Source organism: Micromonospora sp. NPDC048839 (assembly GCF_040649915.1).
Taxonomy (GTDB): domain Bacteria; phylum Actinomycetota; class Actinomycetes; order Mycobacteriales; family Micromonosporaceae; genus Micromonospora.
In genome coordinates this window covers 85,141-99,258 of record NZ_JBEZGL010000014.1, presented here as the reverse complement: position 1 = coordinate 99,258, position 14,118 = coordinate 85,141, and the positions used below count along the sequence as shown (strand labels likewise).

The following is a 14,118-nucleotide window of genomic DNA, read 5'->3' as shown; positions in this document are numbered from 1 at the left end:
ACGTTCGCCGATGCAGACTCGAACGGTGGCGTAGTTTCGCGCCACCCGAAGTCGGCAGGAGCTCTCGTCAGATGCCTCGTGGCAGCCCAAGCACCTGGAGCGCTGCCACGAGGTCGGGCGGCACGGTGAAGTGAGTCGCCTGGACCCCGTAGTCGTAGCCCGTCTGGAACGGATACTCCACTTCCTCGGGAAGGCGGCCTCGCTCGATGAGAGAGGCCGTGATGCGGTTAGTGGGACGTGTCAATCCGCGCAACGTGCGATCCGGTGGGAAGTCGGCAATCGCATACACCTGTTCCCGCTCCAGCCGACCACCGTGGCGCGCGGCGGTACGAATCAGAGCAGCATGCATCGGGTAGGAGTCGTCCAGCACAGTCATCAGCTCCTCAGCTGGTCGCAACGACCAGCCTCGAATCTCGCTTGGCACCCGCTCAGCCTGATCTTCGATCACGATCGGCACCTCGAGACGTTCCCGCTGCCGAGGCCGTGCTGGGAGGTTGCGCCGCAGGAACGAGGTGTCGGCTGCGTCAGTCCCTGCCCCGTCCTCAACCTCCTCCTCCGAGGGCGGCCGGGGCGGCGGTTGCACCGGTTGATATCGCAACTGGACCAGCCGGTCTTCCAAGAAAAGGCTGATCGTCGGCAACAAGAGCTGTCTTGCATCGGCCGCACGTCGGCGCTCCTGCTCGGGAACGGACAGCAGCCAGGTCTCGAGCGCGCCGGGGAGACCGAACGACAGCCGGAATCCCTCAGGATCTGCGATGGGGGTAATGGTCCAGTCCCCACGAGCCCCTTCTCGCCCGAAACGAATGTCCACCGGGATGTTAGTGCCGTGCTCAGCAATGAATACTTCGAAGGCCTCCATGCTGTCGGGATGCATGGCCAGAATAAACGGCGCCGCGGGGAACCCCAGGATGAGTCCTTCACCCGTTGCCGAATCCTGCAGCTCGGCGATCACCCGGGCAGCCCAAGACGCCAGGACGCCCGCGGGAAGGCCACCGCCTACACCTTTAGACGGCACTCCAGCCGCAGTCATCTCGACTCCTGCGCTGCTGAACGCAGCTCGGAGCGCCAGCCGTACTTGCCGGACAGGAAAAGTCGTGAGATCCGCGTCCACTGCTTCAGCGAGAACCAGCCTCGCGGCCCTTTCTACCGTGGCGATAAGGGGTTCGAACGCAGGCCCGGACAGGTCTACAAGCGAGATCTGTTGCGCGAGCGCGTAGCTTTGCGCTTCCCGTTTAAAACCAGCCGCCGAGAACAACGCGTAGCGGTACTGATACCGGCGCAATGGATGCCGATAAGACGTCGATAGCTCGGTCGAGTACTGCTGGTTTACGTCGTCGATGACGCCATGGGCGTTGCGCACCTCCGATAGGCCGACCTTCGATCCGCGGTTCTTCGCCTCAACGAACAGCCGAACAGGCAGGGAGAACGGTGTCGGCATCAGCAGATCACCCAACACGTCAGCCTGATGATCGGCACCTCGGCCGCGAACCAGCAGACCGTGTCCCGCTTGACGTAGGGCTTGCTCATCAGCGTCCGAGTCCTGCAGGAGCCGGTATCCGTTCGAGCTAAGCAGGAAGGCGATTGCCTCCTCAAGCAGATACCCAGCGAGGGCATCGGCGGAGATCAGTGCCATGACCTATCCTCGCATGCTGAGGTCCATGCGGGGCACCCGACTACCTGGTCAGGCACATGGCGGGCGAGGGGTGCCGCAACCCCAGCTCCCGCCCCGGTGGGCCCATGGCCTGTGGGACGGGGACCTTCCCCAACCAGCCGACATGCTCGATGATCAATTGCGCTGCCTGGCACGGCACCGAGTAGTGGGTGAGGCAAGGCTGGGCCGCTCATAGCACTGCACCACTTGGTTGGAGCCGATCGGGCCAACGCTCCTCCGCCACCTGCCTGTTCATGAACGGCGGCCCGGGTCACTAACCTGGGCTACGTGGCAGAACCCTCGGAGTACGAGCTTGCGGCGTGGCGTGACATTCAGCGGTTCAAGGGCAGGCCACTGTCGGCCGCGTTGCGCAGCGCCGGCGAGGGTGTGTCCAACGGCGCCGCGGCACTCGGTCGGCGTGCGGCGACGTACCTGGAAAACCACCCGGGTGCCCAATCAGTCGCGTCGCGGGGGCGCGGCATCGTCGCCAAGGGTGCGAGCGCCATCGGCACCGGGGCTCGCAAAGCCGCCGGCGTCCTCCCCACCAGCGCGGCGGACTGGAGTGGCAGTGCTCTGGGCTCGATGCAGCGGACGGTGGCGAGGATTTCGCGGGCGGGGCTCTCGCCCAAGCGGGTGGTGGAGCTCCACCAGAAGCGCGGGCACGAGGTCACCAAGCTCTCCGACCTGCGGCGCCTCGACCTCGAGCAGATCCACGTGGTCCGCGGGCGGTCTCTGAGCTGGTACTACCCGGCGACTGCCGCAGTCTCGGGGATGGGCGCGGGGCTGGTCATCTCGGGTGGCGAACTGGCTACCGCGGTCTCCGGTGGTGCGGCGGCGGCACCGTCCGGAGGCGCCATCGTCGGCGCTCTCGCTGGCGACGCCGCCATCGTCATCGGGCTCGCATCCCGCGCGGTCGGACATGTCTCGCTGCTGTACGGCTTCGACCCCGAAGAACCAGTTGAGAAGCTCTTCGTGCTGTCCGTCGTCAACGCCGGGACGGCCGCATCCGTTAGCGCGAAGAACGCTGCCTTCGCCGACATCTCGCGCCTCACCCAGGCGCTCGTCCGCGGTAAGGCGTGGAAGGTTCTGAACGATTCCGTCGTCGCCCGGATCGCCGGACGGTTCGCGGAAGCGGTCGGCCACACCCTCACCAAGAAGGGCCTCGGCAAGGTCGTGCCGGTAGCCGGAATCCTGGTCGGCGGCACTCTCAACTGGACCACTCTGGAGGGAATCGTCGACACCGCCGAAATGGCCTACCGGCGCCGGTTCCTGCTGGAGAAGTACCCTCAACTTTTGGACGAGGAACCAATCGAAGCCTTCGTTGTTGAGGACACGGACGACCCGAACGACGTAGTCGACGACGGGTTCAGCGTGCTCGGCGAGCTCGCCGTGGAGGGCGGACCCGACCTGCGCTGAATCCGGAGCGGGACGCCTACGGCAGGAGCTCGACGAAGCCGCCGTGCCGCGCAAGCGTATGCGCTAACGGTCGCGGATCGGGCGGGTAGCCCACTCGACGCCGATGACGGCAGGCAGGCCGGGCTTCCGGCAACGACAGCGCCGTGGGTCACCGGCCCGCCAACCTCGAGACCAAACCCGGCGTTCCTCATGGCTGGGACCGGCGGCACCCGCTCAGCGACGGAAGAGGGAGCCGAAGGCAGCAATGTGCGGCGACGGCATGTAGCCGTCGACGACCGCATAAATCGACAGGTTGGTAATACTGCGGATAACATTGGGCGCTGCCATCGGCAGCCCGCACTCACTTTATGACTGGGCGTCAGCCCTTACCCTTGACGGTTAAACCAGCCTGAAAGCAGGTATAAAGTTGGCGAAGAACAAGCAGGAGCAGTTCAGGGGCCAGCTGATGCTCCAGATCTCAGCCGGCCGCTTCTTCCGCGCCAGCATTCCGATAAACGAGCACCTTCACCGGCACGCCGTTTATAGCAACGGCTGGCTTCTCGAGTCCGCTGCAGTAGAGTTGCCCGTCGGGACCATTATCGGCTCTACCGGAATTCATGACATCTCTACCATCATGATCGAAGCAGTCGATCGTCTCGAGGCACGACGGCCAGATGGCACGAGCGAGTTCATGGTGGCGACCGGAGGATACGAACTCGTCGACGACATCGCCTACGTGATGACTTTCGTCCTCAACCGGACCTTTAGTCGCAACCACGATCAGGTTCGCAGGCTGGCGTCTCACACAGGCGGCGGCGGCCGACGTGACGGCGCCGCTAGTTTGTTCCCGGGCCTGTTCGACCCACGGCAGGTTATTCAGCCCTCCACTTTGAACGAAGTGGAGCGATTTATGGTTGAGTTGATTGCCCTTGGTCGCGAAGACTTCGCCCGCGTCATGCGGGTCATACGTAATACGGTCGACGCGACCCGCCGCGCCATTGACGATCCGACGGGCGCATACACTGACCTCGTCGCCGCCCTGGAGTCACTCGGAGACGAACATTCTTCGACTCCAGCCAGCTGGGACCGTTACGAGGGCAGAAAGCGCAAGATAATTGACGCTGCACTCAAAGGTCAAGAAGAGTCATTGGTCGAAAAGATACGAGTTGCGGTTTTGGAGGCTGACCGCGTCGGTCTTAAACGCCGGTTCGTATCGTCGACCCTGGCGCGGGTTTCGTCAGCGTACTACCGAGGCGAGGCGGCCGGCGAGGTGCGCCCGCCACGGTCCGCCGACCTTGAGCGGTTACTCGGCGTCGCATATGACATTCGATCCAAGAGAAGCCACGTTCTTGAGGACATCGGCGACGAAGCTTGGGTATTCACTGACGGTGCCGAAACCGTCTTTGAGCCCAATTTCAGCCGCATACTAACCCTCGCTGGCCTCTGGCGGCTGGTCCGGCATGTTGTGCGCCAGTTCGTCGCCGACGCACGCAAGGCAGCGCCCGAGCCTTGGGACTATCGCAACTCGCTTCCTGGGATAATCCGTGCGCAACTTGCGCCACAATATTGGGTCTGGCAGGCGGACGGTTTCGATAGCAAGACCGCAGAAATCTGGTTTAATGGTGTCGTCGAAGCGCTTATCGCCCACATCGCAAGCGATGCTGCCGAAGGCTTCGACCTGTCGCAAGTCATCGACAAGATAGAGAGGATTGCTCCGAGCCTGTCCGGCGGTGACGGAAAGACAGCAATGGTCGCCATTTACGCACTTTGGCACGAATGGATAGATCCGAAGGAGCGCAGTTCTTACGCCGCAGCTTTCCTCCGCTCCCATCAGGAGTGCTTGGAGGCTCCCTCCCCCACTGCCTTCACGCTCGGCCTGCTGTCGAATCGCAGGCGTCCCGACTGGAGCGCCGACGAGTGGGCTGAACTAGCAATGACGCGACGAAGTACTCGAATTAAGGGCAAGGAAGCTCCTCTACCTGCAGCCGTCGACGCCCTGCTCCAGCTCGAAACTGCTGATCAGTTGGAGGCGGTCGGGCGGCATGCCGAAGCTGTAAGTTTCGCGTCTAACGCTGTCGAAGAGTTTCCTGGGCATGAGGACCTCCTAGCATGGGAGAAGCGATTGACCGCAGGCGACCATGATCCTGCGTTCAGCGTTCATAAATTCCTATTCGGTAAAGAACCGAGGGAGATGCCCGCAAAGGAAGAACCGTCCGCCGAAGGCGAGGAAGCGTCAACCCCTCCAGAGCCACAACAGGAATAGGCACGTGTGGTGCCTTATGCGGTTGCATCATCTTCGGTAGAAGCGGAGGCACCAACTCGGTCGACGCCGGGTTGCTAGTAGCAAAGCGTAACGACGGTCGCCAACCCGCAGCGGTGGGTCTCGCTACGTGCGCTGGTCGGCTTGCGGGCGGTTGAAGCGTCGGAGGTGCCTGCCCTCGTGTCGTCGTCCTCCTGCGCGCTTCTATACACTTTCAGCTGCTCCGGCCGTGCACATTGGCACTTTCGCCGCCAACCGGAGCCGACGAAGCCCAGCCAAGCGCCGACCGCCTCCTTGAGCTCGTCGGGATCGCCGAACGGCTCGTCAAATCCGGTGGGCAGGGTGAGCACCGCGACCGGCCACTGCCGCCCCGGCGTCAGCAACCGGTGCGCGAGCTCGCTGGCCTCAGCCTCTGAGGCGATCCGACATACCTTCGACGGCGGGGCGGCAGCGCCGGCCACCTCGGGAATGCGCGACTGCCCCATCAGTTCCGACCTCCTCCAGGTTAGGGCTGCCACGAACCCCAAGATCGAAAAATTGCCGCGGTCCACAGGACGTTGACGGCAGCCAGGTGACGGCGTGCAGGGGCGCGGCCGCGTGTCACAGCACAGCGACGCCGATCAGCGTGAGCTCATCCGCCCCGTCGTCCAGCGGCGTTCCGGCAATCGGCTGCAGGCCAGCGCCGATGATGCCGTCGGCGTCCCGACGCAGCCAGAGCCGCCCGACCGCGGCCTTGCCGTCGCGGCTGGCGAGCACGACGCGCCCTTCGTAGAGGTCCAGTTGCCCGGAGGCGACCGGTTCGAAGACTTCGCCGGGTGCCTCCGTCACCAGGAAGCGCCGGGTCGCGGCGAGGGCAGGTCCGGTGTCGGACAGCGAAACCCGCAGAGCCCCGTTCGGCGACTGGTCGGGCTTTCCGAGTAGGCGCCCCAGCACGTCGGCGGCTACCCCGCGGCGTAGCTGCTCGTGGTAGCGCTCGTTGCGGAACACCCGCAGGCACCGGTAGCAGCTGGTCTCGGGGCCGCACTCGCAGCCGCGTACCCGTCGCACCGCTTGATCGAGCACGTCGCGCAGTCGTTGCGCGATCCGCTGCACGTGCCCGGCACCGCCGGGCACGGTGTCGTACAACATGATGACGCTGCGTCCGGTCTCGGTCTGGTACATCGTTGCGTCGATGTCGTCGCGGCTGATCTCAAGGGCGAGGACGGCACCCTCCACCGTGGCGTAGGCAATCGACCGCCAGGCGCTTTCGTCGAGGCCGTCGGTGGCCGCACCTTCTATGCTGAGTTCGAGGACATCTGTCTGGTACTTGTGGGCGAGCGACAGGTTTTCCATCCGGCCCCGGCAGTCTCGGCCGCTGAGCGGGCTCTGGTGGCTGGCCAGTCCGTCGATGGTGGGGCGTCCGAAGCCGCAGGTGGCGCAGATGAAGAAGCCGCGGCCACGTGCTCCGTCGCTGATGGCGATGAGCTCGCCTCTGGCGCCGGCCCTGACGGTGACGGTACCGCCGGCCATGTTCAGCTTGTCTTCGTAGAGCTCCGCGCCGGGCGAGACGACGTGCGTGGCGCCGTGCCAGGCGCGGCGCGGGGCGCTGGTGGGCCGCCTGGCGCTGTTACGGGCGGCGACGAATCCGAAGACCGGGATGGCGTACTGGCGGGGAGCGCCAACGGGTGCGGCGCCGCAGGCAGGGCACTCCTGGTCGAGGCGGTCAATGGAGTCGCGGTAGTGGCCGCAGCCGTCGCAGACGGCGTAGTAGCGGCGTTCCAGGTCCCTTCCGGGCAACCGGTAGACGCCGGCGGACTGCCAGGTCAGTCCCCCGGCGATGACTTCGGCACCGGGAGCGTACTCGTAGATGGCCGAGGAGAGGTCCCGGGACAGTTCCAGCTGTTTGGCCTGCTGGGCGTCGGCGAATGCCAGCCGTAGTTCGACGGTGTCGACGGGGAAGCCGTACTTGGGCAGGACGTTGCGGTTGGCCAGCAGCCCGAGGAGTTCCCGACTGGTGATGGTCTTCATCACCCGGCTGTACCGGGCGGCCTTGTCGTCCTGGCGGGCGGTGAAGGCTTCCTGCCGCTTCTGCTCGTAGGTGTCGACGTCCTGTTGAAGCTCGGCTCGAACGGATTCCAGTAGGCCGAGTAGGTGTTTGACCCAGGCGCCTGTTTCGACGCCGATGCTGTCCTGCACGTCGGTGGGCAGGACCTGCCGCACCGAGTCGGTGACGTCGGCGGGCGCGGGCATGAGGAAGTCGTGGACCAGCGTGACCGGGGCGATTCCATCGTCGCCTGGCAGAAGGAAGTCCTCCGCGGTCCGCAAAACCGTGCCGTAGGTGCGGAACTGGTGGCGGAAGAAGGCGGCCAGGGCGACGGAGTGAGCGTGCCGGCGGTCGATCCGCACATTGTTCAGAGGTACGTAGGGGGCGCGGACTTCGCCGGCGATCATGCGGTTGGGTTCGGCGAAGCGGGAGAGGTCGTGTGAGCGGCGTTGGGCGTAGGTGACGACGAGTGCGGCGGCGTCGGTGCGTCGTCCAGCGCGGCCGGCGCGTTGGACGTAGTTGGCGGTGGTGGGTGGCATGTTGCGGAGCATGACGGCCTGGAGTTCGCCGACGTCGACGCCGAGTTCGAAGGTGGTGGAGCAGGACAGGGCGTTGATCTCGCCTCGGACGAACTGTTGTTGGATCTCGGCCGCCCGTTCGCTGGTCCACTGCGCGGTGTGTTCGAAGACGCGCAGGGGTACCGGGTTCATGTCCCGGTAGACGTTGCGGTAGTGGTCGGTGTCCGTGTCGGCAGAGGGCTGCGCCCAGCGTTCGAGGGTGCCCTCGCAGGCCATGGTCGGGCAGGCGCCGCGGACGTTGAATGGGGTGAGCTTGCGGCAGGTGGAGCACTGCCAGACGGGGGTCCCGCCCCTGACCGGCGTGCAGGTGATCAGTGCGGGGTCGAGTTGGTAGACCTGACCGATGCCACGCTCGGTGCTGGCCATCAGCCATTCCGACTGCGGTCCCCTGGTCAGCAGGTGCCACACCCCTTCGAGGATGGTGAGGGGTTCCGCATCGTGCCCGAGCCGGTTGAGCAGTCGGCGCAGGTAGTCGAGTCTGCGGTTGACGCCCTTGGTGGGCAGCCAGCTGAGGACCTTACGGCGAGCGTCGGCGCCGGTTCCGCGGACATAGATGGGGCCGAGGCGCGGTTCGAATGCTTCGTCGCGGGGGTCAACGCCGTCGAGAGCGGCGACGGCGCCTTGGAGGCGGATCGATCTGACGAGCTCGCCGATCAGCGCCCAGGCTTCATCGGCGGTGAGGCCGAGGTCGGTCAGTGGCCGGGGCGGGGTCCAGGCCGGGTCACGGGACATGTCCCAGACGAGAAGTCCGCGGCCTTCGAGGGAGTTGCGTTCGTCGACGCCGACCACTTCAACCTGGGCCCAGAGGGAGACCTGCCGTTCGCGTGCCTGCCGTGATTGGCGGCGTTCGAAGATGCCGAACCGGTCGGCGGCGCGGCTGGTGTGGTAGACGACGTCTTCCAGCCGGACCTCGTCGCCGTTCCCTGCGGCAGCGTGGGCCCCTTCGTGGAGCAGTCGTCGGCGTTGCATCCGTTGGTAGGAGTCTTCGAGGTAGGGAGCGAAGTAGGCGGCGGACTGTCGGCTGTCGCTGAACAGTAGGAGCTTGCGCCCGCCGCCTCGTAGGCCTTGCTGGATGGGGTCGGGTGCCACGGGCAGCTTCTGGTAGAGGGCGGTCGCGAGGACCGAGGCGGAGGCCTCGTTTCCGCTAGAGAAGAGGCGGATGAGGCCGTCGCCTCGTCCGCCGCAGGACAGACAAGCGGTGAGTTCGTCGGTGCGTTGCCGAAGGAATCGCACCTGGCGCATGGTGGCGTCGGGGCAGCGGGGGCAGGTGGTGGCGGGGCCGTTCTGGAAGACGCCGCATCGGGTGCACATGCCGCCCAGCTCACCGGCCGTGCGTGCGTTGCCGCCGGTTGGTTCCTCGTCTTCGTCGGTGGCCACGGTGTCGACCAATGCCATCCAGACCTGCTGTTCGTCTCGGGATCGCCGGGAGCGGAAGACGGCGTGGGTTCCGATTCGTTCCAGGGTGCCCGAGAGGTAGACGGTGCCGCAGCGGCGGCAGGTGCCGAATTCGAATGCGGCGTCGCCGCAGTGTTCGCATCGCTCGTGTCGGGTGAGGCTGACGTGTGGGCCGTGGGGTCCGAGGCAGGTGAAGGCGCCTTCGGTGGCCCGGGCGAACAGGTGGTAGCGGGCGGACAGCACGGGGGCGCCGTCGGAATCGTGGACGCTGTTGGCCAAAGCGACCAGCGCGGCGGAGGCTGACTGGTCGCCGGTGGCGAACAGGGCCTGTGCCGCCTGCGGCAGCGGCATCGGCCCGTGGGCGAGGAGCGCCTTGAGCCGGCGTACCCGCTGCTCGCGAGCCAAGGCGTCCGCCGGGTCGTCGGTGAGGTATCCATGCTGCCGGGCGCAAGCGAGGACGGCCTCGGGAGTGCCATCGGCGTGCAGGAGTTCGGAGTACGCGGCGGCGGGCAGCGGTCCCCATTCCGGTCCGGGCGGAAGTTCCACCCGGTCGGCCGTGACAACGTCCTGCCTGGTCTCGTCGGTCGGGTCGTACTCGAACGGCACCGGGAACAGGGAGGCGGCGAACTCGGCGACTGCTTTCATGTCGCCGCCGACGGTCGCGCTGGTGGCGATGCACTGCAACGGGCGCCCCGTGTTGACCCGGTCGACTAGGCGGCGCAGCAGCATGGCCAGCTCGGCGCCGCGGGCGCCGTCGTAGACGTGCGCCTCGTCGACGACGATGAACTGCCAGTGGCCGGCGTGCTCGCCTTCGAACAGGTCCATGTCGAGGGGGCGCAGCAGCAGGTATTCGAGCATGGCGTAGTTGGTGAGCAGCAGGTGCGGCGGCCGCTGTTGCATCTCTTCGCGGCTGACCAGTTCGTTGGGCAGCGGCCGTTCGCCCGGGTTCTGTCGTTCGAAGATCTCGACGGCTTCCCGGCGCGTCTGCCGGGTCTCCCCCGTGTACCGGCCGAAGGTGACGTCCGGCGCCTCAGCCAGGAGACCGCGGAGCCGTTTCATCTGGTCGTTGGCCAACGCGTTCATCGGGTAGAGCAACAGTGCCCTGACACCAGGGCCGAGGGTTCCTGCCGAGCGTTCCGCCATGATGCGGTTGAGGATCGGCAGGAGGAAGCTCTCGGTCTTGCCGGAGCCGGTACCGGTGGCGACGACGAGGTTCCGGCCGGTGGCGGCTTTGCGGATCGCCCGCTCCTGGTGCCGGTACAGCGGCCGGTCGAGGTTGAAGCCGTTGCCGAGGGTGGCGATGCCGCGGTCGAGAATGCCGGCATCGAGGAGCTGCCGGGGGGTGGCTGAGGTGACGTACGGCGGTGTCGCCTCAAGCAAGGGACCCTTGGTGATTTCCTGGTTGATCGCGTCGCTGATCGCGCTTTCCAGGGCAGCCGCCAGTCGGGGGTCCTTCGGCTCCACCAGCGTGCGTAGGTACCGCCGGTAGGTGGCGACGACGGCGTCGCTGGTGGCGATGGGGTCGAGGATCATCGGGCGGCTCCGGATCCGATCAGGGTGAATTCGGCGAGCAGAAGGTCGATGGTGACGAGGCGGGGTGCGCTCCGGGCGAGCGTGGCGTGATGGGGCAGGGTGCGCGGCAGCAGCCGCTGACAGCCGGGGTGTCCGCGGGCCGCCAGTCGTGCGACGAAAGCCAGGACGAGCGACAGCGCGGGGAGTGCGCGCCAGCCCGTGGTGGGTCTGCGCGCTTGGATGGCATCCGATACGCGTTGTCCGCCCACGGCGTGGATCTGCTGACGCGAGACGAGGAGTAGCTCCTTGGCGGCGCTGGAGACTCTGCCGAGGCCCGGCTGAATCCGCACCTCGAACAGGTGCCGGGCTGCCGTCAGACGCTCGTCGGCGTCAAGCAGACCGCCCGGCACGACGCGCATCGCCTTCCACAACCGGTCACGTACCTCGATCGGAAGCTCGGCCAGCCGAAGCGCAGACTCGTCGAACCGGCCAACGGTCTGATAGGGGTCGGCACCACCATCGAGTAAGTGCAGCGCCACCTCGCCACATACGGACATGACCTGCTCGCGTAGCTCCTCATTCCCGTCTTGCTCGCCGAGTCGATGGGCCGTGGCGAGCATGCCGGCCAGAGGGCTGATCCCCCACAGCCTGTCCTCGTCACGCTCCCCGACGTACGCGTCGAGTGGTGCGGCGATGAGGCCGGAGTGGACGAGCGGTGCGACCAGCCGGTCGGCCGAGGTCCTGGTCCTCACCGTCGCGGCGAGGGCGTGTGCGGGATAGCGGCGGAGGGTGGCGGAGAGCCCACGGACATCACAGGTCACCCGGCCGCGAAGACCGTCCGCCCGGTGATACAGCTCGATCAGCAGCGGCGCGATGTCCGGGCGGTCGGGCAGATCGCCGGCTCCCGCCAGGTAGCCCGACACGGCGTCGTCAGCGGTGTCCTCTCCGCTGGGTTTCCACTCGCGGTCGCCGATGTCGAAGACGTTGTCACCCGCGGGCCAGTCGGGCCACTCCGCCGGCACCCACGGGTCCTCGATGCGCAGCAGCGCCACCAGAGGTCCGGCGGTGGTGACCTCCTCAGGAAGCGAATCGCTGACCAGGTCCTGGTTGAAGGGCACCACGTACGGAGGTCGCCACGGCGCGTATACCCGGTAGAGACCGGCCACCAGGCCCTCGGCATGCACGCCGTCGACGAGGACCAGCCGGTCTCGGTCTAGCTGGACGGAGCTGGCAAGGCGCCTCGGGGTGCAGCGGGCCACCGGGAGTTCCTGGCCGTCAACGCGGACATCGAGCTGTGCGATGCCGTGGACGCCGACGGTGTCGGCGATGGCGGCGAGAGAGAACCGTGCCAAGGGCTGCCCGTACGTGAATCCCGAGACGACGGTCTGCAACTCACGGCCCGCGGCCTTGACCACGAGTTGGGCTTCCGCCACCTCGGGAAGCCGGACCAGGAGCTCCCCCGCGCCCACCGTCTCGGTGTCCAGGCGCAGCGGCTGCAAGGACCAGTCACCACGGCCGTTGCCGCCGAGCCGCTGCACCGCCATGTGGGCTGGTGTCATCCGCACGGTCGCTGATCCGGTGGGGCCGTCGATCTGCACTTCAGCGGCGATGTCCTTCGGACCCAGCTGCGCCACCGTCGGTGTGACGGTCAGGCCGTGCAGGCTGGCACTGGCCCGTACGGTCGCCGGTTCCAGACCGTCCGCGCGAATCTCCCGCCAGGAGGGGTTGCAGCGGGCATTCAGGCCCTCGACGAGCTCGAGGGTGCGGGACAGGCCGCGGCCGAGGGGACCGCGGACGGTCACCTCGTACGTGCCGACGAGGGGTCGGGGCAGCCGATGCCAGGGGTCGACGGTGGTGTCGCGGACGACGGTGACGACCTCGGTGACCGGTTGATCGGACCCCGGTCTGCGGATGCGGATGGACCACTCGGTCGTGACGCCCGGCTCGGTGGGCAGGGTCAGCTTCGGCGCAGCCGTGACGACCGGAACGCCGGCGAGGCTGCACACGCCGGGTAGCGGCGGGTCGAGGTGCAGCTGAGCGCGTCGGGCGCCCTTGACCCGTCGGGGCGCGCCGTCACCGAGACGCAGCTCGGCCACCTGGCGCAGGTCGACCCGGTGCAGGGTCCAGCCAAGCCAGCCGTAGGGGGCGGGAACGTCGCCGAGGTCGTGCAGGTCGCCGGTGACGTGCAGCTCGAGCGGTACGCCGGTGTCGGTCTCGTGGGGATAGAGCAGCCACGCGGGCTCCGGCGGCAGGCTCGCAGGGGCCGGTACGCGTCGACCGTCGTCGGTGAACACCAGCAGCGGATCCCGCGGGTCGACCACCTCGATCTCGTGTTCCTGGTCGTCAGCGGCAAGTTCGACGGTGAGTTGACGCGCGGGGCGCGCGATGGGCAGTGCCGTCGCAGGTGCGGTCTCCCGCACGCCCGGCCACATCGACCGGCTGACCACGGTCTGCGCCTCACCGTCGACGCGAACCTGCCACACCGCATGGCCGTCCGCCGCGTCGGGCACCGAGGGCAGCCACAGCAGGAGTCCGCGTCCGAAGGGCTCAAGTTCCAGATGGGGGCGCGCCTGCGTGATCCGGGTCCACGACTGGGCCCGGTCGGTCGCGCCGGTCCAGTCGAGCTGGCCCGCCTCGGCAAGGTGCTGCGCCTTGGCGATCAGGTGTGGAGGTAGTCCGAGGCCGTCGGTGTGGAACACCGGCTGGCGCAGTCGCTCCAGCAGGTCGATGCAGCGGTCGATGAGATCCTCGGCGTAGTCGCCGCCGTACTGGAGGAAACGCTGCACGGGCTTGTCGAGCTCGAACAGGCGGGATTCGCGACCGGGGGTCAGCGCCCAGGCCAGGAAATGCTCAGCGGACACGCCAGGGTCGCGGGCGAGCCGTTGCAGCAGGAGGTTCAGCAGGTCGTCGATGCAGTAGGCGGGGACGCCGGCGTGCATGAGGATCTCACCGACGTTGACCTGCGGCAGCCCCGGGAACCGGGCCAACTTGAACCGGTCGAGGTTGGCCCGGAACAGCTCACCCCACAGGCTCTGGTCGATTCTGCCCGGAGCCAGCTCGTGTACGGCGCTCCAGTAGTTGCCGTGTTCGTAGCCGACCGCTCCGATGCCGGCAAGCCCGGTGACCAGGCATGCGGGGTAACGGTGGGCGAGCAGCCGGCGGCGGTCGTACAGGTCGACGTTTCCGCAAATCCTGCCGAGTGTCCGAATGACCTCTTTGACCTCGGTCTCTGGGGCACCGAGTTCGGAGACAAGGGACACGGCATTCAGAGCTGGCGCCCAGGCGATTTCCCGGTCGCGGAGGA

General features: G+C 67.0%; 6 protein-coding genes. 2 read left to right on the top strand and 4 right to left on the bottom strand.

Translation table 11 applies throughout. The features are described 5' to 3' along the window. Positions 1-67 precede the first annotated feature (67 nt). On the bottom strand, positions 68-1,633 hold the full coding sequence (locus AB0C25_RS24680) for a hypothetical protein (RefSeq protein WP_357376599.1): 1,566 nt from the start codon (positions 1,631-1,633) through the stop codon (positions 68-70). A gap of 384 nt (positions 1,634-2,017) precedes the next feature. Here AB0C25_RS24680 and AB0C25_RS24675 point away from each other — a divergent pair, with 384 nt between their 5' ends. After that, entirely contained in the window at positions 2,018-3,067 is a 1,050-nt protein-coding gene (locus AB0C25_RS24675; RefSeq protein WP_357376598.1) for an EcsC family protein, read from the top strand. 406 nt (positions 3,068-3,473) lie between these two features. Next, positions 3,474-5,309, top strand: coding sequence for a hypothetical protein (locus AB0C25_RS24670; protein WP_357376597.1), 1,836 nt, complete (start codon positions 3,474-3,476; stop codon positions 5,307-5,309). Positions 5,310-5,383: 74 nt separating this feature from the next. On the opposite strand, the gene AB0C25_RS24665 is transcribed toward AB0C25_RS24670, so the two are convergent. From AB0C25_RS24665 to AB0C25_RS24655, 3 genes are all read right to left on the bottom strand, one after another. Next, the gene (locus tag AB0C25_RS24665; RefSeq protein WP_357376596.1) at positions 5,384-5,791 is read right to left on the bottom strand and encodes a hypothetical protein; all 408 of its coding nucleotides are present in this window, start codon (positions 5,789-5,791) and stop codon (positions 5,384-5,386) included. Between the two features lie 115 nt (positions 5,792-5,906). Beyond that, positions 5,907-10,835, bottom strand: coding sequence for a DEAD/DEAH box helicase (locus AB0C25_RS24660; RefSeq protein ID WP_357376595.1), 4,929 nt, complete (start codon positions 10,833-10,835; stop codon positions 5,907-5,909). Next, the gene (locus AB0C25_RS24655; RefSeq protein ID WP_357376594.1) at positions 10,832-14,074 is read right to left on the bottom strand and encodes a hypothetical protein; all 3,243 of its coding nucleotides are present in this window, start codon (positions 14,072-14,074) and stop codon (positions 10,832-10,834) included. The genes AB0C25_RS24660 and AB0C25_RS24655 overlap by 4 nt, the downstream gene beginning before the upstream one ends. Between the last annotated feature and the right edge of the window lie 44 nt (positions 14,075-14,118).